The sequence below is a fragment of the Alphaproteobacteria bacterium genome, from assembly GCA_025210155.1.
Taxonomy (GTDB): Bacteria; Pseudomonadota; Alphaproteobacteria; order Rs-D84; family CASDRH01; genus JAOASE01.
Genome location: JAOASE010000006.1, coordinates 103603 through 125495, shown reverse-complemented (window position 1 = coordinate 125495; position 21893 = coordinate 103603). Strand labels below are relative to the sequence as shown.

At 31.9% G+C, this 21893-nt stretch carries 16 protein-coding genes; 9 read left to right on the top strand and 7 right to left on the bottom strand.

The window, feature by feature from the left end; all coding sequences use genetic code 11:
- Window positions 1-15 precede the first annotated feature (15 nt).
- The 3 genes from N4A44_02240 to N4A44_02230 are packed head-to-tail and all read left to right on the top strand — an operon-like array spanning window position 16 to window position 6364.
- Entirely contained in the window at window positions 16-1932 is a 1917-nt protein-coding gene (locus N4A44_02240) for a hypothetical protein (GenBank protein ID MCT4552463.1), read from the top strand.
- A gap of 8 nt (window positions 1933-1940) precedes the next feature.
- Window positions 1941-3428, top strand: coding sequence for a hypothetical protein (locus N4A44_02235; protein ID MCT4552462.1), 1488 nt, complete (start codon window positions 1941-1943; stop codon window positions 3426-3428).
- Window positions 3428-6364, top strand: a complete 2937-nt coding sequence (locus N4A44_02230) for a hypothetical protein (protein ID MCT4552461.1) — start codon at window positions 3428-3430, stop codon at window positions 6362-6364. Before N4A44_02235 ends, N4A44_02230 begins: the two co-directional genes overlap by 1 nt.
- Here the strand turns inward: N4A44_02230 and hemW are convergent.
- Window positions 6359-7492, bottom strand: a complete 1134-nt coding sequence (gene hemW / locus N4A44_02225) for a radical SAM family heme chaperone HemW (GenBank protein ID MCT4552460.1) — start codon at window positions 7490-7492, stop codon at window positions 6359-6361. The two genes, N4A44_02230 and hemW, sit on opposite strands and share 6 nt — an antisense overlap.
- A gap of 92 nt (window positions 7493-7584) precedes the next feature.
- Here hemW and dnaX point away from each other — a divergent pair, with 92 nt between their 5' ends.
- From dnaX to lepA, 4 genes are all read left to right on the top strand, one after another.
- The gene (gene dnaX / locus N4A44_02220; GenBank protein ID MCT4552459.1) at window positions 7585-9252 is read left to right on the top strand and encodes a DNA polymerase III subunit gamma/tau; all 1668 of its coding nucleotides are present in this window, start codon (window positions 7585-7587) and stop codon (window positions 9250-9252) included.
- A 46-nt stretch (window positions 9253-9298) separates the two neighbouring features.
- Window positions 9299-9619, top strand: coding sequence for a YbaB/EbfC family nucleoid-associated protein (locus tag N4A44_02215; protein ID MCT4552458.1), 321 nt, complete (start codon window positions 9299-9301; stop codon window positions 9617-9619).
- A gap of 40 nt (window positions 9620-9659) precedes the next feature.
- Entirely contained in the window at window positions 9660-10916 is a 1257-nt protein-coding gene (gene tyrS / locus N4A44_02210; protein MCT4552457.1) for a tyrosine--tRNA ligase, read from the top strand.
- Window positions 10917-11007: 91 nt separating this feature from the next.
- Window positions 11008-12828, top strand: a complete 1821-nt coding sequence (gene lepA / locus N4A44_02205) for a translation elongation factor 4 (GenBank protein ID MCT4552456.1) — start codon at window positions 11008-11010, stop codon at window positions 12826-12828.
- Window positions 12829-12865: 37 nt separating this feature from the next.
- On the opposite strand, the gene N4A44_02200 is transcribed toward lepA, so the two are convergent.
- The 6 genes from N4A44_02200 to N4A44_02175 form a co-directional block, all read right to left on the bottom strand.
- Window positions 12866-14737, bottom strand: a complete 1872-nt coding sequence (locus N4A44_02200; protein ID MCT4552455.1) for a TrbI/VirB10 family protein — start codon at window positions 14735-14737, stop codon at window positions 12866-12868.
- A gap of 17 nt (window positions 14738-14754) precedes the next feature.
- Window positions 14755-16275, bottom strand: coding sequence for a TrbG/VirB9 family P-type conjugative transfer protein (locus N4A44_02195; protein ID MCT4552454.1), 1521 nt, complete (start codon window positions 16273-16275; stop codon window positions 14755-14757).
- A gap of 71 nt (window positions 16276-16346) precedes the next feature.
- Window positions 16347-17081, bottom strand: a complete 735-nt coding sequence (locus tag N4A44_02190) for a type IV secretion system protein (protein MCT4552453.1) — start codon at window positions 17079-17081, stop codon at window positions 16347-16349.
- An 81-nt stretch (window positions 17082-17162) separates the two neighbouring features.
- Window positions 17163-17990 carry a hypothetical protein gene (locus tag N4A44_02185; GenBank protein ID MCT4552452.1) on the bottom strand — a complete coding sequence of 276 codons (828 nt, stop codon included), beginning with the start codon at window positions 17988-17990 and terminating at the stop codon, window positions 17163-17165.
- Window positions 17983-18888 carry a hypothetical protein gene (locus N4A44_02180; GenBank protein MCT4552451.1) on the bottom strand — a complete coding sequence of 302 codons (906 nt, stop codon included), beginning with the start codon at window positions 18886-18888 and terminating at the stop codon, window positions 17983-17985. The genes N4A44_02185 and N4A44_02180 overlap by 8 nt, the downstream gene beginning before the upstream one ends.
- A 20-nt stretch (window positions 18889-18908) precedes the next feature.
- Window positions 18909-19061: a hypothetical protein gene (locus tag N4A44_02175; GenBank protein ID MCT4552450.1), complete on the bottom strand. Its 153-nt coding sequence runs from the start codon at window positions 19059-19061 to the stop codon at window positions 18909-18911.
- Window positions 19062-19377: 316 nt separating this feature from the next.
- Between N4A44_02175 and N4A44_02170 the strand changes: the two genes are divergently transcribed.
- Window positions 19378-21090: a 30S ribosomal protein S1 gene (locus N4A44_02170; protein ID MCT4552449.1), complete on the top strand. Its 1713-nt coding sequence runs from the start codon at window positions 19378-19380 to the stop codon at window positions 21088-21090.
- A gap of 89 nt (window positions 21091-21179) precedes the next feature.
- Complete coding sequence (locus N4A44_02165; GenBank protein MCT4552448.1) at window positions 21180-21809, top strand: 50S ribosomal protein L25/general stress protein Ctc; 630 nt, start codon at window positions 21180-21182, stop codon at window positions 21807-21809.
- Window positions 21810-21893: the final 84 nt, after the last annotated feature.

The window sequence follows — 21893 nt, the reverse complement described above, 5'->3', positions numbered from 1 at the left end:
AATAAGAGGAGAGATATGTCTTTTTTAAAGAGTTTTAAGAAAGTTTTGTTTTTAACAACGTTTGTTTTAACAACATCTTTCTCCAATGCTTTCTCAGCTCCTAAAAATATGGATTCAACTGGATATCCTGGTGAATTAAATCTTGAATTATTATTGAGAGATAATCCAGCACATAAAGAGTATTTGTTGTCATTCCAAAAGGATCTAGAAAAAAAGACAAACATAAAAATATCGACACTTAATAACAATATTATATATGAGCTTTATAAGGAAGCTTATGTTCAAATGGCTGAAAAATATGAGTATGCCATACTACCTCCTATTATAGCAAATAAAGAAAATTTAAAAAATAAAGTGTTCTCTTTATATTCATTCGAGGAGAACGATATTAATGATATAGGTTTTAAAATATCAGAAAAAAGTTTCTTTTGGTATTCTTCTACAGATAGAAATATAACTAGACATGTTTCAGATTCAACTATCAAAGAAATATTTAACAGAAATATAAGTTCAAATCCATTCGAAGCTCCTGTGGCAATAGTAATGAATGATGTTGTTAATATATTTGGTGAAAGAGTTGGTCAATTTCAAAAGATTCAAAAGGAATTTTATAATGAAGATGGGGATAAAATTTCTGGGAAGGTTTATTCTTTAAGATTTGCAAAGACGGGGCAGCAAAGTAACATCATTTTAAAAAATGAATCAATAATAAAAGTTGATTATGAGGAGTTTAGTAAAAAGTACCAATCTTGCTGGACTTGTAGAATTATAGATTACTCTTTTGATGCTGTTAATTATTTCGGATATATTAGTCAGAAGCACCTTATGAAATATATAATAAGCTTAATGTTTATATTACTTGCATTAAAAATAGTTCATAGATTTTATCAAGAAACTATGAAAGAAATAAAAGATCAAGGTAGTGACTTTAAAGGTTTTGTAAGAGATATAGCTAAAAAAGTAATACTTGTTCTTATAGCATTGGTTTTTGTTCAAAATTTAAATAATTCGATATTTTATTATTTCGGAAGGCCTGCTGTTTTGATAGGGACTTCAGTTGGAAAATATCTAACAGAAGATACAAAGGAAAATTACAGTACATGTAAGTATTTTGAACATAAAGATAAGCAGTCCAAACTTCCAAATTTAACATCTACAAATTCATCTTTATATGATAAAGAAACAAAGACCAACTTCTTTAAAGATAAAGATATAGATTTGAAAAAAGAGTTTATATGTACTGTCTATAAGGTTCAGGAAAAAAATAATCAAGTTGGATTCTTAGGAAATATAGTAGCTACATATGGTAGTATGAATGCGTTTTTATCTGGTATATTATGGGCTTGTCTATGGGTGCTTACTATATACATGTCATTTTTTATAGGTCTGCAGTTTATAGATGCTATTTTTAGTATCGGTCTTTCGGTGTTCTTCACACCTTTTGCTTTCATAGCGTGGGCAGTCGGAGATGGAGGTTCATTTAAATGGCTTCCTAGCTTAAGTATAAAAACAGTTGTTAATTCATTCATAAAAGCTGGTGCTGATATAATAGTCATGTTTATAGGAGCTATGGTGTTTACATCTATATTGTCTTCGTTTTTCACAGGAGCCCCTGTCTCTCTACAAACAATATTTAATGATAATAACTATTCTGCAGCCGTATTAGTAAATCTTCTGGAGTATAATAATTTTGACTTTGCGAGTTTAAATATAATATTTATTTTATCTCTTACATTTATAGATAGAATTAAAAAAGAAGTTGGAAGTTATATCGGTAAGATTAATGTTCTTGGATATGGTGGTTCAGGAAGCTATGCTGTTACTGGTATGGGGGATAAAATGAAGGGCTATGCGAATAGCTACTATAAAAAAGCTAAGGGTGGTGCAAAGAGTGCCGCAGCAGCAAAAATTAAAAAGTATATTAAGGATTAATTTAATAAATGGCTATTGGAGATAAAGTAAAAGATTTTGCTAAAAAACAGGTTGGTATCCTGAGCGGTATGTGGAAATCCATACTTGGTTTTTTAGTGTTTAAAGTGTTAATTCCAATTGCCCTTATAGTTACAATATACAAAATAAGTCCAGGGGTTTCTTGGTATCCTGGAATGCCACTGGATGATTGGCTTTCAGGACTTGGATATGGAGGTTCAAACGTTAACTCTGGAGCTATCTGCTGGTCTTGCGGGATCTTTTCAATATTCAGCGATGTTTTCTTTTATATGGGAAACTATTTTCAATCTTTCCTTTTAGATATGGCGAGAGCATTTTTATTTATTGCAACAACTGTTTGGATTTTGTATGAAAAAGTATTTAAAATATTTAAATGTATAGTTTTTGATAAGGCTGGATTAGACCCAAGTTTCAGTCCACAAAGTTTTTATCAAGATCTTATAAAAAAAATAGTTAGAGTTATGTTGGTTTTATCCGCGCTAACAGTGGTAAGGTCAGCTGATGTTATGAAGTATGCTGTTATGCCAATAATGAGTGTAGGAACAGGAACCGCTTCTATGATGATGAATTCAGACGTTTGTTCAAAAATGACAGATTTAAAAAATCTTCAGTATAGTAAGGGTGGTGAAAAAATATACGAAGATGAAGTTTCTAAAGAGCTTTTTTGCTACATAGCATCTTTCGACGCAATGATGTTGAGTGGTGTAAGTGCAGGAAAGACACTAGTATTAACAAGTTCATTTCTAACTCCAGGTTGGTTTATGGGGGCAATCTTTACAGTGCTAATGTTTTTCCTTTATATAACAGTTCCGTTCCAACTTATAGATATAATATTTGATATAGGTCTTATATTAATTTTCTTACCGTTTTTAATCCTAGGTTATGCATATGAGATTTTTGGTAAATTTACAAGTACAGCCATTCCAATATTAAAAGAGATCGCTCTAAAGTTGATAATATTTTCTATTTCTCTTACAATTATGTATCTTAGTTTGTTTAAAATGGCCGATTATTACTTTCCTAAGCCAGCTGATAATTTTAGCGTTATTTTCCCAAATTATTTTGTATTTAAGGGTGATGAAAATGGTGCTAACTTTAGAGGTAATTCTGATATGGAAAGGGAGGCTGTAACATTCTTTAAGCAGTGCCTTAAGTCTTCAGAAAAAAATGATATAAGTTATGGGTATGCAGGATATTCAGAGTCTAAAATAAGGTCTTGTCATAGGGATTATTTGAGCTATAAAAAGTTGGATTCGGCTGGTTACATGGATCTCTTGCCTATAATATTCCTAACTATAATTATACTCATGATATTTAGTAATATGGATAGTTATATAGGGGCTTTGGGAGGCCAATATAATGGTGGAGTATTAGGTGTCGGAAAAACATTAGAGGTTATGGCTAATGGATTGATAACAAAAGTAAGAAAAGCGTCGAAAGATGGGTATGGTAAATTATCAAAGAGCTGGAGAAAATAATGAGAGTCTTTAAAAGAATAAAAGCATTTTTATTTGTTCTACTTATAGCATTTTCTATAAGCGACTATTCTTTTGCTCAAGACAATTTAAATACCGAGTTTATTGCATCAGAAAGTCAAGTTTCTAATACAGAGGAAAAGGCTTTCTGGCAAACTCAAAGAGAGATTTCTAATGATGAAAAGTTAGCAGTGTATAAAGATTTAGGTTGTTGGGAATGTGTTCTTATAAGTAACTTTTTCGACTCGGTTGGTAGTGTATTTATTTTCTTATATGAAAAAATAGCATTCGCATTAAAGCCATTTCTATTTCTTTTATTTTTATATTGGTTAGTTAATGAGTATAGAAAAAAAGCAATGGGTGTCAGTTTCGGAGGCGGAGGGGCCTTCTTAGATAATAAAGGCGATGTTAAGCAAATGATAACTATGATTATAAAAATCATGATAGCATTTATATTTTTAAGTATGCCATCAACTACATTGTTTAAATACACGGTTTCTCCTTTAGTTAATTTTGCATCATCAATGGGTAGTGTAACTTTAAATAAGATTGATGATGAGATATTCATTGAAAAAGATGATAGTGGTTTCTTGGATTTAAATAGAGAGAGGCAAATAGCTAGGCAGCAAGAAATTCATAGTTTGATACATAAAGACGTTATGGAGGCTAGTCAAAGAGATACAAACGTAACTCAAGAAACTAATACCTTAATTCCAGAGGGCGCAAAAAAAGAGCTTTTATATCTTACTGAAAGATTTTCAGAAACATATTCGTATGGTTTTAAGCTTGGTTTCAAAATAGGGGTGTCGGCTGGTTTAGCATTTTTAAAATACGAGGCCATTAATCTGGTTCTTAAAAAAGGATTGCCTAAGTTAGTTAAGCTTGCAGGTAAATTAACAGGACCATTTTCAGTGCTTGTTAATGCTGTTGTTAAGGTTGTTGAAGTTATAATAATTGTATATGACAAAGCAAGAGAAGCTCTAAAATTCATATATATGAAAATAATAGCATTTGGCTGGTTTATTTTGGGAATATTCTTTATGATGTCTTTCAAATTTCTTTTTGCAATGTTAAACGTAGTCATGGAATTTTCTATTGCCGCACTATTGGTTCCTTTTGCAATTATAACTTATCCGTTTAAAGGGGTGTTAGGAATAGGTGATTTTCGAAAGGGTATAGAGGATAGGTTTATATCTAATTGTTGCTATTTATTTATGATTTGTGTCATAAGTAGCTTTATATATTTTATATTCAGTCATTTTTTACAAACTCCTTATGAGTATAAAGGGGATATCAGAACTTTAAAAAGTATATTAGACGAGGTTCTTTATGGAGGGGCAATAACGTCTACCTGGGGATACATCTCATCATTTATGTTATTTTTCTGGAATAATTTAGATATAATGTTCATTATGGCTGGTATTGGAATTATAGGTATGAGACTTATAGAGCAGACAGCTCAATTAACAGGGGTTTATTTAACTCCCGTTTCAACAACTTATGAAAATGACTTTTTAAATAGATTTTTTACAGCTGGGAAAAAAATATTTTCAGGGGTAAAAACAGAGTTTGTTAAGGTTAAAAAAGTGTATGGAGATGCTAAGAAGAAATATGAGGAGGCTGAAAGCGTTGATAATATTGAAGAGGTTGTAGAGGCTTACAATGTTCAATCTGAAATTAATGATATTGAGAGAGAGATTCAAAATAGAATAGAAGCTGCAGATTCAGAGGTTCAAGAAGTTATGAGGGAAATAGTTAAGGATGAAACCTCTCAAGGGGAAGGTGATGATGGAGAGCCTTTATCCAATTTAAGTGAAGAGGCTCAGGAGGCTTATATATCAAAAGCAGTAGATGACATTGATTCAACTAGTCAAGATAGATTTAAAGAGCAAGTTCTTAACGATGAAAGAGCTAAAGATTTTTCTCCGAATCAAAAATCTACAGTTAATAATATGATTTCAAGTGGGGATATTAATAAATCCAGAACTCTTTATTCAAGTCCTGAAGAAATGTCATCTGATCAGCATTTTCAAGATAAGGTTAAAAACCGATATATAGAAAATAAAATAGCCGACGCATCTAATAATAATTCTTATCATGAATTAGAAAAAGAATATAAGTCTTCAGTGAATAATTCAGAGAGTCCCATTAATAAAGAGGTTAAGGATATTTCTAAAGAAGTTGCAAAAGAAGATAAAGAAGCTGTTGAAAAAGTATTTGCCGAGCATAAAGCTAAGCAAATGATGAAAGAGGATGGCTTTAAAGATATGGTAAAAGATACTTCTCTGGGTAAGAATGGAAGGCTTGATGACGAGAAATGGATAGAAGATAAAGCTGTTGATATTATCAGAGTTGCTAGAAATAAAGAGGGTGGGAAAGAATATCTTTCCAATGAGTTTAGTCATGAGAAAAAACAAAAGTTGCAAAAAGAATTTAAAGAAATTTTTGAACTTCAAAATGAACTTAAAAACTTAAAATCAAATAAAGTTCTCGAAAGGCAGTGCAAAAGATTGGGTGTTGATGAGATAAATAATAAAGTTATTATTGATGAAATTTATGATGCTCAAGGAGCAATTCTTTCTAATGCTAAAAATAAATATAAAGATAGGCTGGAGCTTTATGGAAAAGAAAACTTACCTGAAGAAGAAAAAAAGAAAATTAAGCAAATTGATCTGCTGATAAAGTCAAATGAGAGGAAAGTAAAAAAGAAGAAGAAGGCTTCTAAGAAAGAAGAATTTTCTATGTATGAAACTGAGGGGGATGATTTGTTTTCTCAAGAAAATGTTGATAATGAAATCGCTGAAACAGAAAAGCTTCTTAAACAGCTTGGATTAAATAATGAATATTCTTTATTCAAGAGACAAAGAAGGCGAGCTGATAAAAAATCTAAAGATGGTGCTGAAGAAAATGAAACTCCAGATGAACATGAAGAGCTATAATATTATTTTGGGTAATAAATAATTTATCATAGGAATTCCTTCTTCAGTCAACCTTATTCTATTCTCATTAAATTCAATAAGTCCATTGTTTCGGAATCTTTTTAGATTTTCTGAATCAAGAGATATCTGTTTTTTGTATTTAGAATATTCAAATCCATATTTTGTTCTAAGGGATGTGATTAGTATTTCTTCAACTCGTTCATTTTCATTTAGTTCAAAAGTTTTATATGATTCGACAGGTCTATCTATGCTTTCAATCCACTTTTTTGGTGATTTGCAATTTTCTGTTGCAAGCCATTTATCTCCTAAAAATACTCGCCCATGAGCGCCAGCGCCAATGCCTATATAAGAACTTCCATCCCAATATTTTTTGTTGTGTTTACATTCAAATCCATCTTTAGAAAAGTTTGAAACTTCATAAGCTTCTATTAAGTTTTCTTTCATAAGATTTCTAGTTAAAGAAAATAATTTTAAAGATTTTTCATCTTGTGGAATTTTTATTTTCGCCCTTCCGAAAGGAGTGTTTTCTTCTATGGTTAGCTGGTATAATGAGTAGTGAGGAAGATCTAATTTGATAATTTCGTTCAATTCTTTTCCCCAATTCTCAGCGTCTTGCTCGGGAAGTGAATAAATAAAGTCAGCAGACATATTTTTAAAATATTTTTTTGCTGTTTTTATAGCATCTATAGCATCTTCAACAGAGTGTGATCTGCCTAGGAATTTTAGATCTTTTTTGCTTAGAGATTGAACACCTATTGAAAGTCTGTTAATTCCAATTTTCACATATTTTTTAAATATTTCTTCATCAACGGAATTTGGGTTAACCTCTATAGATATTTCACATTCATCAGAGAGTCTAAAATTGTCCCTGACAGAATTTATTATATTTTCCAAAGACGATGTTCTTAGTATGGAAGGCGTTCCTCCTCCAAAAAATATAGAACCTACGGATCTATCTCCAACAGCAGCCCTCCAATATTCTATGTGCTTTTTATAGCAGTAAACAATCTCATCTTCATTAAATTCAGATATGTTTGTATATGAGTTAAAATCACAATAAGGGCATTTGTTTTTGCAAAATGGTACATGAAAGTATATTGAAATTTCATCCTTATTAAAAATAGACATGGCACACCTTTTTAAACTTGTTTTTTATAGTTTTAGCTTGTAAAATAATAAACATCAAGGAAAATATAAGTTATTATCGTAAGGTTAAATAAATGTCGAATAAGAAAGAAGAAGTAAAAAACGAAAATTATAAAGTTCTAGCCATCAAATATAGACCAAAAAACTTTGAAGAATTAAAGGGTCAGGATGTGCTTGTCCAAACATTAACAAATGCTATAGAGCAAGAAAAAATAGCCCATGCATATATGATGACAGGGGTTAGAGGTGTTGGAAAAACTTCTTCGGCAAGAATATTTGCTAAGTCTTTAAATTGTACAGGCACAGATGGAAAGACAGAAGGTCCTACTATTAAGCCTTGTGGCATATGTGAAAATTGTAAATCTATTGAAGCTGGTAGTCATATAGATGTTATAGAAATGGACGCGGCATCTCACACCGGAGTGGATGACGTTAGAAAAATCATAGAGGAAGTTCAATATAAGCCTGTGGTAGCTAGATATAAAATATATATAATTGACGAGGTTCACATGTTGAGTAAAAGTGCTTTCAACGCATTGTTGAAGACTCTTGAAGAACCTCCTTCTCATGCAAAATTCATTTTTGCCACAACGGAGATAAATAAAGTTCCTATAACTATTTTATCAAGATGTCAAAAATTTAGCCTATCAAGAATAGAAGTTTCAGAACTTACTGAATTATTTAACGATATATTGGACAAGGAATCAATCAAATCAGATGAAGAATCTATTTCTATCATAGCTAGAGCAGCGGGTGGTTCTGCCAGAGATGGTCTTTCATTGTTGGATCAAGCTATTTCAAATAGTGATGGAGAACTATCTTCTGAAAAAACAAAAGAAATCTTAGGTGTTTCTGATAAAGAATCTATACTAAAGATATTTGAATATATGATTTCAGGTGAAGTTCAAGAAAGTTTAAAAATATTAAATGAATTATATAAAAAAGGTGCTGATACATTTATGATATTAAGCGACCTTATGGAATATGTTCATAATATAGTTAAGTTGAGAATTATACCAGAATACAAAAGCAATCTTCACCTTACAAAGACAGAAGCTGATAAAGTAGAAGAATTGTCTAGAAAAATAGAAATTTCTAAGTTGATAAATCTTTGGCAAATTTTAACAAAAGGTTTTGATGAAATGAAGTCTACGGATAGAAACTTCCAAACTTTAGAAATGATTCTAGTTAAAGGAAGTTATATTTCTTCACAACCACCATTGGAAAAACTGATAGAAAAGTTAGAAAATGGAGAGCTTCAAATTGAGGCGCAAAAAAAAAATATAGCTAATGTTGAAACTTCTAGTGTTAGTAAACTTTCAGAAAAAGAAGTGGTTAAAAATGAACTTCCAAAGGTTCCATCTTTTATAATAGATAAAGAGGAGCCATTAAAATCATTATCTAAAGAGTTGAAAAAAGATAAAGAATTGATGTTAGCTCTTGAAGTAGAAGGAAACTTTATTTTATCTTCAATTGAAGAAGTTAATGATAAATTGAATATTAGCATAGGTCTAAAAGATCCTTCAAAGAAATCTTCATTTAAATCAATTAAGTCTTATGCCGAAGAGAATTATGGCACTTACATTAATCTTGTAGAGAGCGTTGATGGAAAGACAATTGTAGATGAAGAAAAGGACAATCAAAGTAAGGTTATAGAAGATGTTAAAAAAGAATCTGCTATAGTTAAATCTATCTTCGGAGCATTCGGGGATTTAAAAGTTGATAAAATAGAAGAGAACTAGTATAATTAAAACAGTTTGTATCTAAAATAAAAAAGGGAGAAAAACAATGGATCTAAATATGATAATGAGACAAGCTCAAAACATGCAAAAAGAAGTTGAGAAAACACAAAAAGAGATAGAAAATACTATTTTTGAAAACATTTCTAATGGAGAAATGATTTCAGTTAAAGTTTCAGGGAAAAAAGAATTAGTTTCTTTAAAAATATCTGATGAAGGGTTCAACGCTCTTAAAGATGATAAAGATTTATTGGAAGATATGATCCTATCAACAGTGAATGGAGCTTTGTTTAAAGCTGAAGAAGCTATGTCGAAAGGTATGGAAAAAGCCGGAGCTTCATTACCAGGTGGAATGAAATTACCATTCTAATTATAAAATAAAAATTAACGAAAGAGGTTATAACATGGAGATGAATTTCAAATCGAAATTTATGAATATTTTACAGGAAAGAGGCTTTCTAAACCAATGTTCTGATTTTGAAGAAATGGACAGGGTTTTATTGGATGCTGAAAAAACAGGAAATCCTTGTGTGGGTTATCTAGGGTCAGATCCAACAGGAGATAGTCTTCATGTGGGACATTTAGTGCCAGTTATGATTATGAGATGGTTTCAAAAATGTGGAAATAAACCTCTTATGTTAGTTGGTGGGGCTACAGGTAGAATTGGAGATCCTTCAGGAAAAGACACTCAAAGACCTTTCCTATCTGACGAAATTATAAAAAACAATTCAGATGGCCTTAAAAAATCTTATTCTAAATTTATAAGTTTTGGTGAAAACAAGACGGATTCAGTTCTTGTTGATAACTATGACTGGTTTAAAGGTATCGGATATTTAGAATTTTTAAGAGAGGTAGGGGCTAATTACTCTATAAACAAAATGTTGTCAAAAGATAGCGTTAAGAGTCGTCTTGATAGGGAGCAATCTATGTCTTTCTTAGAATTTAATTATCAACTACTTCAAGGTTATGATTTTGTGGAGTTGAACAGAAGATATGGATGTACAATGCAACTTTGCGGTTCTGATCAATGGGGTAATGCTATAACAGGAGTTGAACTTGGGCATAAACTAGTTCAAAAAGATTTCCATGTATTATCAGCTCCAATATTAACAGATGCCTCTGGTAAGAAAATGGGTAAGTCTGAAGGTAATGCTGTTTGGTTAAATGAAGATAAATTATCTTCATATGATTATTATCAGTATTGGAGAAATGTAGAAGATACAGAAGTTATAAAACTTTTAAAAATCTTCACAGAATTGCCTATGGATAAAATAAGAGAGTACGAAAGTTATGAAGGTGCTGAATTAAATGAAGTTAAAAAAATTCTAGCATTTGAATGCACTAAACTATGTAGGGGTGAAGCAGAAGCAATATCAGCTCAACAAACAGCTATAGAAGCTTTTGAAAAAGGTCATTTTGGAGGAGATCTTCCAACTTTTGAAAAAGATTTTTCAACAGGACCTTTTAATGCAGTGGATTTATTTATTGAATGTAATTTAGGAGCTTCAAAAAAAGAGGTTCGTCGTTTAATAGATCAAGGTGGTGCAAAAATTAATGATGAAAAAATCTCAGATGCAAATTTAGAAATAGATACATCTTATTTAAATGATGGCCAAGTTGTTTTAGCAGCAGGTAAAAAGAAAAAAGCTATTATAAAAAATATTTAATATATAAGTAATATTATTAAAGAAAGATGCTCTAAAATCCAAAGGGCATCTTTCCAAACTAAAGAATAAAATATTGAATGGTAAGTAAATAATGACAACAAATAATAAAATAAGAAACTTTTCAATCATAGCTCATATAGACCATGGTAAGTCTACGCTTTCTGACAGACTTATTCAAGAATGTGAAGGTCTTACAGATAGAGAGATGAAAGAACAACTTCTTGATAATATGGATATAGAAAGAGAGCGTGGAATTACAATAAAAGCTCAATCTGTTAGGCTGAATTACAATGCTAAAGATGGGGAAACATATGAATTTAATTTTATTGATACACCAGGTCACGTGGATTTTGCATATGAAGTTAATAGGGCGTTAGCCGCCTGCGAAGGATCGTTGCTTGTTGTAGATGCATCTCAAGGAGTAGAAGCTCAAACATTGGCAAACGTTTATCATGCTATGGATAACGATCATGAAATTATACCAGTTTTGAATAAGGTAGATTTACCAGCGGCAGATGTAGATAGAGTTAAGAGACAAATAGAAGATGTTATAGGTATAGATACTTCAAATGCCTTGGAAGTATCAGCAAAGACAGGTCTAGGTATTCCAGCAGTTCTGGAGGCTATCGTGGAACAACTTCCAGCTCCTAAAGTAGAACCAGAAAACCCACTAAAAGCATTAATTATAGATGGTTGGTATGATAGCTACTTAGGTATTATTGTTTTAGTTAGAGTATTTGATGGATCTATTAAGAAAGGTGATCAGATTAGAATGATGTCATCTAAAACAGCAACATCTTATAGAGTTGAAAAAGTAGGTTGTTATACCCCTAAAATGGAAGAAGTAGACAGTATAGAATCTGGAGAAGTTGGTTTTATAATTACAGGTATGAAAAATCTTTCGGAATGTAATATTGGAGACACAATAACAACAGAGAAAAATGGAACAGAAGAGCCTCTAAAAGGTTTTAAACCATCTATTCCAGTAGTTTTCTCATCTATATTTCCAGTTGATGCTTCGGACTATCCTCAATTAAAAGAAGCGGTAGCAAAACTTTCATTAAACGACTCATCGTTTGACTATGAAACAGAGAATTCACCAGCTTTAGGCTTTGGATATAGATGTGGCTTCTTAGGCCTTCTTCATATGGAAATTATTCAAGAAAGGCTTCAAAGGGAGTTCAATTTAGATCTTATTACAACAGCTCCATCAGTAGCGTATAAACTTCATATGACTAATGGTGAGGAAAAGATGATACATAACCCTGCAGATCTTCCAGATGTTATGAAAATAAAAACTATGGATGAGCCTTGGATTAAAGCTACAATAATGGTGCCAGATGAATATCTGGGGGGAGTTCTAAGTCTTTGTACTGAAAGACGTGGAGTTCAATTAGATCTAACTTACGTAGGCAGTAGAGCTATGGCAGTATACAGATTACCTCTTAACGAAATAGTCTTCGACTTCTATGATAGACTTAAATCAGTTTCAAAAGGTTATGCATCATTTGACTATGAAATGGATGGTTTTGAAGAAGGTGATCTTGTAAAGGTATCTGTTCTTGTTAATGAAGAAAATGTAGAAGCTTTATCTTTCATGTCTCACAGATCTCAGGCAGAGGCAAGGGGTAGGGCCATATGTGCAAAACTAAAAGATCTAATTCCAAGACATATGTTTAAAATACCGCTTCAAGCAGCCATAGGTGGAAAGATTATTGCCAGAGAAACAATCGCTGCATTCCGTAAAGACGTGAAAGCCAAGTGTTATGGTGGAGACATATCTCGTAAAAGAAAACTCTTAGAGAAACAAAAGAAGGGTAAGAAGAAAATGAGATTATTTGGTAATGTTGAAATTCCACAAAAGGCATTTATAGAAGCCTTGAAAACAGGTGATGGAAATACAAATAATTAAAAAAATAAACCTCTCATTTTTGAGAGGTTTTTAATTATCATCCACCCCAGCAAGGAGCGTCGGGATCATCAGACCAACAAACAGACATATCTGCACCAACAAAAATAGTAATTCTAGTTCCAGCAGGTACAATAAGTTCTGGATCTATGGTGTTAGATAATGATTGGTTAATTAATTGTTCCATCGCAGGCATGAAAGCATCCTTAAACGCTCCAACAGCTTTAGATTTAGCAGTTTTTATAGTAGCAACGGTACCAACACCTTCTTGAGAAATATCTTTATCATCTCCAGCTGCTAATTCCATAAATGCAGGTAATGCAGACGTAAGGAATGGAGTTACTAATACATCATTTATATAACTAGTATCTCTTTTCCCAGGAACACCCATTCTTCCTTGAGCATCCGCACTTCTTGTATTACTCAGATTAAATTCAGCTCCATCCGGTCTAATCATTTTATTCCAAGTTATATTAATTTTATCATATGCTTTTGTAAAATCTTTTCCACCCAGAGAAGTGCCAGAAGAATCATTGCCTCCACCTGAAACACTTCCATATACTTGAGTTCCAGCAGGAATAATTATAACTCTGCCCTTACCACCATAAACGTTTCTTTCAATTGTAGCAGAAACAGGTTGCCCGGTTCCAAGTCTAGAAGTTCTTATTGCTGTATTTATAACTGCAGGTATTGGTTTATCAGCCCTTAATAGATATGTGGCATTAACAGGAACTGTTGCTCTAATGGCTCCAGCCTTAAATAAGTTTAGTTCATTAGGCACTTTTGATAATATATCTAGTGGGTCATCGGCTCTATATAAATCAGCCCCCTTAGACATATCCTTTCTAGGATCTTCAGCTTTTGCTAGAGCTCTGTTTTTCATAGCTTCAACCCAAAGAGCCTCTTTATCAGACTCGGAAACTTGATCAGAAAAAGATAGAATAGAATCATCTGGAATTTGTTGTCTAGATCTCATTTTGTCTTCACCTTCTTTTCCAGACATAGAAGGACCTCTTCCTATTGATTTACCAGTTCCAACTTCTAAAACTTCACCAGAATCTTGAAGTATACCAATAATCTTTGAGCAATCAGGAGAGTAAACATTCCTATTAACTTGTATCCATCCTAAGAATGTTCCTGTAAAATCATGAGCTTCAGCCGCAAATTTATAACAGTTTAAGTCCCATTTTTCAGGCGCAGGTCCAACTGAAACAGTCATTTCACTTTCAGTTATAGAAGGTTCTTCTACAATTTCTTCCTCTTCTATAACTTCATCTTCTAATTCAGCTTCGAAAGATGAAAGAGATATATTAATTTTTTTATTTTCTTTAAATATAACTCCATCTTCATTTGCTTCTACTGCCTTCCATTTAATTATCATGAACAGATTTCTATTAACAGTTTTTTTTGGAGTCCATTCTAAAGAAATATAACAACCTTCCCCAGGCTCAAAGATTTCAGAGCCTGAGCAATTTTCATTTAAAACTAAAGAATCTATTTCTGAGGATAACTCAACACTATCTATTTTAAGAGGAGCTTCAGCAGCTTCTAAAGATAATGTATCTTGTTCAAGCTTTCCAGCTTCAACATTATCTAGTCTAATAGAATCTTCATTGTTTATGAAAAGGCTAGGGGCAATATATGGTTTGATAATTTCTATATCTTCAACTTCATCTTCAATAGCTAAAACAATTCTTTCTGATTTTTTTTCAATTTCTTCAAGGTCTGGAGTTTCAATATTGTTGTCAGGAGTATTATTTTTTATGCCCACAACAAATACAGCTATTAAAGCTATAGAAACAAGAAGCATAATAATACTGCTCTTGTCTATATGAACTGCATGGCCCTTATCAACATTTGATTTGATAGAGCCAGCATTATCTTTATTATTATCTTTATTGTTTAAAGGCATTTTATTTCCTTATGAAATTATTGAATTCTAACAACTTTACAATTAATTCTAAATCCAGAAAGTTTTTTACAAAGTTCATCTGGTTCATCAATTTCTTCAAATGGTCCAATTCTTAATCTATAAACTTCATTTCCATGGTATAGATTAGAACCTAACTCATCAACGCCTTCGTCTTCAAGAGAATAGAAAACTCTATCTTGGTATCTAGAAAGCATATTTCCTTTTCCAGCAGACATTGCTTCCCAAGATTTTTCTAATTCTTTTATTGAATCGCCTTTTTTAATTTCAACAGCGTAAGAAACAGTCTTTTGCTCAACTAAAGGAACGTAATGATCTGGCAGATAAGATCCATTTGTTCTTGCATCATTTCTTCTGTACTCTTCATCATAGTTTACTTGAGTATAACTAGAAGATGTTTGGAAATTGCTTTGTTGAGAGGTCACATTATTTATGGCAGGCATTGAATTTGGATTGAAGAACCCAAAGCCAGCTTGTCCATTGTTAACTTCTTGCGAAACAGCAGATTGTGTTTGAATATTTGTATAATTACCATTAGCTAAGTTCTTTACTGATTGAGGTAGAGTAAAGTTACTATTTATTGTTGGAGCAGAAGCTAAGAACGGCTTAGATCTTTTCTTAATACATACAATTCTTTGACCAGATCTAAGAACAAAGTCACCAATAGCTTCAACAACTATTAATCTAGAAAGAGGTCCTTCAGTTCTAAATCCAACAGGCGCTTCACCACCTTCAACAAGTATTGAAACAGCTGGTCTTTGGTTCATGTGTAAAGCTTTTTCACCAAAATCAATGTAAGTAAAGATTTTATCTCTCCAAACTCTTTCAGGTGCGATTACATAATCATCAGGATTTGGAACAAATATATCCATATCGAATCTAAATTGAGATGGGTCAACAGGTATATTTTTAATCCAACCAAAATCTTCACCTTCCCAAGCTTCATCACCGGCAGATCCAGATGCTGATTTAGCAAATAGAGAAGTTAAATTTGATTTACCAGCACTAGAAGAAGCTCCTCCAATAACGGATTTTTTACCTTTGTAAGAATTAGGAACTATAATCTCGATTTCAGAATTAGTTATAGTTCCAGTATTAATTGGTTCTGATTTAAGATAGAAGACATATTTATTACCAGATTTACCAAATAGAACCATATTTGTATCAGCCACTGATCTTCCATCAACAGGAGATATCATGAAGGTATTTTTTTCCACAGCTCTACCATCGAAGAAGTCCTTATCTCCAATATATGCATCTTCAATCTTTTCCCAAGTAGGTAGATTTATAAGAGTTATCATACCATCTCTCAATCTAACAGGCATAACTTTTCCTGGTTCCCAATCTATTCTGGCATATCCAGGTTTAATTTGTCCTTCACCAATATTTTGTTCTGGGTTGCTCCATGCAGTTTGAGTACCAAATCCAGAATTTGTATATTCTCCCTCAGCAAAAGATTTGCTATTTCCAGAAAATAAGCAAAGATTTAAAGCTCCTAAAAATAAAAAGATCTTTTTCATTTTAATTTCCTTCCTTTTAAAACTATTATACTACAAAATAGGTGTTCTAAACAAGACTTTTTTAGCAACAACTATGGTGCCTTGTTAACTGAAGTATAAAAGTATTTTTCAACAGTAAATCCTAAAGGATTTTTATACATGTTGTCTTTATTTCTTTTTAATTCGTTAAGGTTGAAACCAACTTCAAGAACTATCCTTTTCTCAAGAGTTTTGAAAGGCATTCCATTTGGTTGAATATATCTAAATATAACATCAGCTATCCATTCATTTGCTCTAGAATGAAATTTAAGCTCTTTTATTTCAACAATCTTATTCCAGCCAAGATCTCTTTGTTGTTCAATTACAGATCTAAAGGTTTTAGTCTCAGAAAACTTTTTATATATTTCTTCTGAAGAAAAATAAAATACATCACTTTCATTTCCCCAGTTATTAAACATAGACTCAGTATCTCTTACAATTGTTTCTCTATCTATGATATATTTTTTGATATTGTTTTCTGCAATTTTAAATGACGCTGAATTTGGTTTTATTTTATAGAATTCTTGTTCATTCTTAACATTTCTTCTAGATAGGTCTTTTCTATAATCTTTGTATACTAAAATATCTTTTTCAGCTAAATTTTTACTCTCAATAAAGAATGGTTGAACTTTAATATTTGGAACTAAGTTTGTTGCGACAAAGAATAAAATTATATTTGAAATGGCAGCTATGGCTGTAAATAGAAAAAGAACTTTTGAAATCCAAAAGAATTTTTTTTCCTCAGACATAGTCTTTGTATTTTTTATTTTAACTTTATTCTCGCTCATGTTTTTCCCTACCAAAAACAATTATAACAGAAAATGAGATTTTTTACAAGAATTTTACCCCTATTTAAAACCTTGTAAAACTTATTCTTTTTCTTTAACTAGTTGTATTACATGAAATCCAAACATAATATAAGGATCTCCAAAGCTTTCCGCAAGGTTTGCTAGCCTAAATGGATAGTGTTCTTTTTTTAGTAATTTCTTATCTTTTGGTGCAAAAATAACTTCCATAGATATATTGAAATCTTCGTAAACTTCTCTAGTAAATTCTATATCATTTCTATATATCAATCTAATTTTTGTTTTCCACCAATCTCCGTCTTTATATGGAACTTGAAGTATTTCAACAGATCTAGTTATTCCAGCATTCATTTTAGATTTTATGTCTGGAACTTCTTTTTCAAGAAATTCTATCCAGGCTTGAGATGCATCATCTTTAGCTCCGCTACCTAAAACGGAAGGATATTTTCTTTCTCCAGCATCAGAAAATGTCATGCTCCACATATAAATAGGACTGACAAGTTTTCTAGGACATCCTTTTTTATGCTTGAGATGCATCTCCCCCATGTTCTTATTCATTAAGAATTGATTTCCATTTATTGTATATCTAGTTATAAGATATTGTTTTATAAGCTTTTGGATAAATTGAGTTTTCTTCTCTTGAGATATGTTGTTGGACATAGGTATGGCATTGAACATATTTTCAGAAGATGAATATATTTCAATTTCTTTAGGTATTATTGCTTCCTTGGTTTTTAATCCAGTTATTGATAGGCTTTTTAAGTCACCAGTTTGAAACCCTTTTGTCATATCAAAAATAAATATAGTCAATACAGAATTCAACAGCATCATTATAAGGGCTACTATAACAACAATGAAAGATATCAATTTAAATTCAGGAGCTTTATTCATAATTTCTTAACTCCTCTAAATATTTTTTAAAGTACATCTCTTTTTGAGGTACAAAATTAGTATCTAGCTCATCTATTACGAATCCATAAACTCTGTCTCCATAATCCTTACTTCTAGAAGTTATCTGGGCTATTGAGGATAATATCTCCGCCCATTCTTTTTTCCCATTTTTATCATATTGTATCAATGCAAATTTGACTTCCATAATATATTGAGCAAGAAATTCTTCTTTCTTTTTGGTAACATTAAAGAAATTCATAGCCTCCGTAGCAATTTTATTAAAAAATGTTTCTTTAGGTCTAAGATACGCATCATAACTATTCAGAATATTTGTTTCTAATAAAACAACTTTTCTAGTTTTTCCAGAGTTAAATATTTCTAAGTTTTCCTGAAGAATGCCATTCGAGAATATTGTCCATTCATTATTTGATGAATGTCTACATATAAAACAGTCATCAGTAAATATAGCTGCTTTTTTTCTATCTAATATTTCTTTTTCACACCCGCACCATTTTTTTTCATTATTTATTTCATTGGATGATATTTGATATCTATCAACAACAGCCTTTTCTAAAGTTTCTTGAGCGGTTATTTGATATATAGGTATTTTCACTTCGTTTTTATGGAATTCATCAATAAATTCTTTTTCTTTAAATCTATTTTCATATTCATCCCAATATACAAAATATATGTTAGACTTTTCAACTGTGCTGATTTTGGCAAATATATAAATAGCTTGAATTGCAGACAAAAGAACAAGTATGCAGGCAATAGAAACAAACCTCTCTATAATCCAAATATAAACTCTTTGAGGAAAGGTTCTCGTGTGAAATTCTGTTGGATATATAGGGGTTTCTTGATATTTATCTTTTTTGATATTATCCTTTTTATTGCCCATGTTTATTCCTTTAAAAGGACTTATGCAAGGTTCATTACTTGCATGCAAGCACAAGGAGATAATTTAAGTTCGTTTATGTCATAGCCTGTGCCAACCGGATCTGGCTCATATATAGTTCCACATCCTGAAAGAGCAGTAAGCATAAGAACTGTAAGTATCATAAATTTATTCATTTTGAATATCCCTCCATCGTTATATTAAAAAAATTGTATCATAAAAGGCTAAATAAGTCAAATTTTATTATGTTAAATAAGCTCCATAAAAAATAGTTAAAAAATGGTCTTTCCCCTTGACTCTTCTAAACTTATATATATAATGACACTCAAACAATATTGTATTTTGTGGCATGGCTAATTCAATATAAAAAATAATTCATGCAAGTCCGCTCTGAAAAAACATTAAAAATGTTTTGGAAAGAAGTGCTGGTAATCAATAAATTTTCTTACCAAAAGCGCTTGGAGGTCTGGCCAAATTCGGAAGAATTAATCAATGGTTAAAAAAAATGTATTTGATTTCAATTTACCAGAAATCAATGAAAATGACTTCAATGCTGAAAACTTTGAATCTCTATTTGACGATCAAAAAAATGCTAAAGTACAAGGTGCTGTAGTAAAAGGTGTTGTAGTTTCAACAGATGAAGACTGTGTTGTTGTAGACGCAGGTCTTAAATCAGAAGGTAAAATCTCTAAAAGAGAATTCGGAAATGACGAAATTAAAGTTGGCGATCTAGTAGATGTATTCGTAGATAGATATGAAACAAGAGATGGTTCAATCGTTCTTTCTAGAGAAAAAGCTAGAAGAGAAGAAGTTTGGGTTAAACTAGAAAAAATCCAAGAAGAAGGTACTATTATTAAAGGTAGACTTCTTGATAGAATTAAAGGTGGTTTCTCAGTTGATGTTGACGGCTTAATCGCATTTATGCCAGGTTCTCAAATCGATATCGTTCCAGTTAAAGATTTAAATGCTATGGTTGGTAAAGAATTAGACGTTCTAGTTCTTAAAATGGATAGAGTTAGATCTAACATCATCGTTTCACACAGAGCTATCTTAGAAGAAGAAAGAACAAAACAAAGAGCTGAAATTATCAAAACTATTAAAGTTGGTGATGTATTAGATGGTGTTGTTAAAAATATCACAGACTACGGTGTATTCGTAGACTTAGGTGGTGTTGACGGTCTTCTTCACGTTACAGATATTTCATGGAAAAGAATATTCAACCCATCAGAAGTACTTTCTCTAGGTCAAAACATCAAAGTTAAAGTAATTAGCTATGATGAAGAATCTCAAAAAGTATCTCTAGGTATGAAACAATTAGAAAAAGATCCTTGGGAAGCTATGTCATCTGATATTAAAGCAGGTAACAAAGTAAAAGGTAAAGTAACTAACTTGGCTGATTACGGTGCATTCATCGAACTTGAAACTGGTGTTGAAGGTCTTATCCACTCATCAGAATTAAGCTGGACTAACAAAAATATTCACCCATCAAAAGTAGTTTCTATTGGTGATGAAGTTGAAGTTCTAGTTCTAGAAATTGACGAAGTTAAAAGAAGAATTTCTTTAGGTCTAAAACAATGTAGTGAAAACCCATGGGCTAAATATGGCGATTCAAATAAAGTTGGCGATGTTATCAAAGGTAAAATCAAAAACGTTACTGAATTCGGTATATTCGTTGACCTTGGTGATGACCTAACTGGTATGGTTCACTTATCTGATATTTCTTGGGAAAAATCTGGCGAAGAAGCAATCAAAGACTTCTCTAAAGATCAAGAAATAGAAGCTAAAATCCTAGATATAGATTTAGAAAACCAAAGAATTTCTTTAGGTATTAAACAAATGGACGAGTCTAAAGCAAGTTCTTCAGTTGAAGGATTAAGAAAAGGCGCTACAGTTACTTGTGTAATCAAAGCAATTGATGAAAAAGAATTAACTGTTGAAGTTGAAGGTACTGAAGCTACAATCAAAAAGATCGACCTTTCAAAAGAAAGAAGCGAACAAAGAACTGATCGTTTCGCAGAAGGTGAAAAAATCGATGCTAAGGTTGTTTCAGTAGAAAAGAAAACAGGTAAAATCAAACTATCTGTTAAAGCTTTAGAAGCTGACGAAGAAAGAAAAGCTATGGAAAAATATGGTTCATCTGAAACAGGTGCTGTATTAGGTGATATCTTAGGCGTTGCTTTAGAAGAAGCTAAATCTAAAAAATAATTGTTAGAAACTATATTAGAGGGCGGACACCCTTGGAGGCCTCCCTCTAATTCTAACACTTGATAAAAAATTATATAAGGAATAATAAAATGGCAAATAAATCAACATTAAAAGTACAAGCTAGAGAAAATGGCGGTAAGGGGATCGTTAAATCTATTAGAGCTAACAAAATGCTTCCAGGTGTAATCTATGGAAACAAAAAAGCTCCAGTATTGATTCAAATGGACCCAAGAGATCTAGAAAAAGAATGGAAAGTTCCAGGTTTTAAAACTAGGCAATTCGAAATCGAAGTAGAAGGCGGGGAAAAAGAATTAGCATTCTGTCACGACATCCAATTTGGAAAAACAACAGATGCTCCAATGCACGTTGACTTCTTAAGAATCGACTTAAACAAAGAAGTTAAGATTGCGGTTCCAGTTAAATTCGAAAATGCTGACACTTGTGCAGGCGTTAAAGCTGGTGGTGTATTAAACATCGTTAGAAGAGAATTGGAAGTAGTATGTGCTGCATCTAAAATACCTTCAGAAATCGTTGTTGACATTAAAGACCTTAACGTTGCAGAAAGTCTTCACTGTGGAGATATTAAACTTCCTGCAGGTGTTAAACTTTCAAGTGCTGACAAATTCACTGTTGCTACAATTTCAGCTCCGATCGCTGAAGAAGCTCCAGCTGAAGAAGCTCCAGCAGCAGAAGCTACTGAAGAAGCTTCAGCAGAATAATGTAAATAGTTATTTCTATAAAATCCCCTCTAATTTGAGGGGTTTTTTATTTGTTAAATCTCAGTTGTTTAAATTATTTGCAAG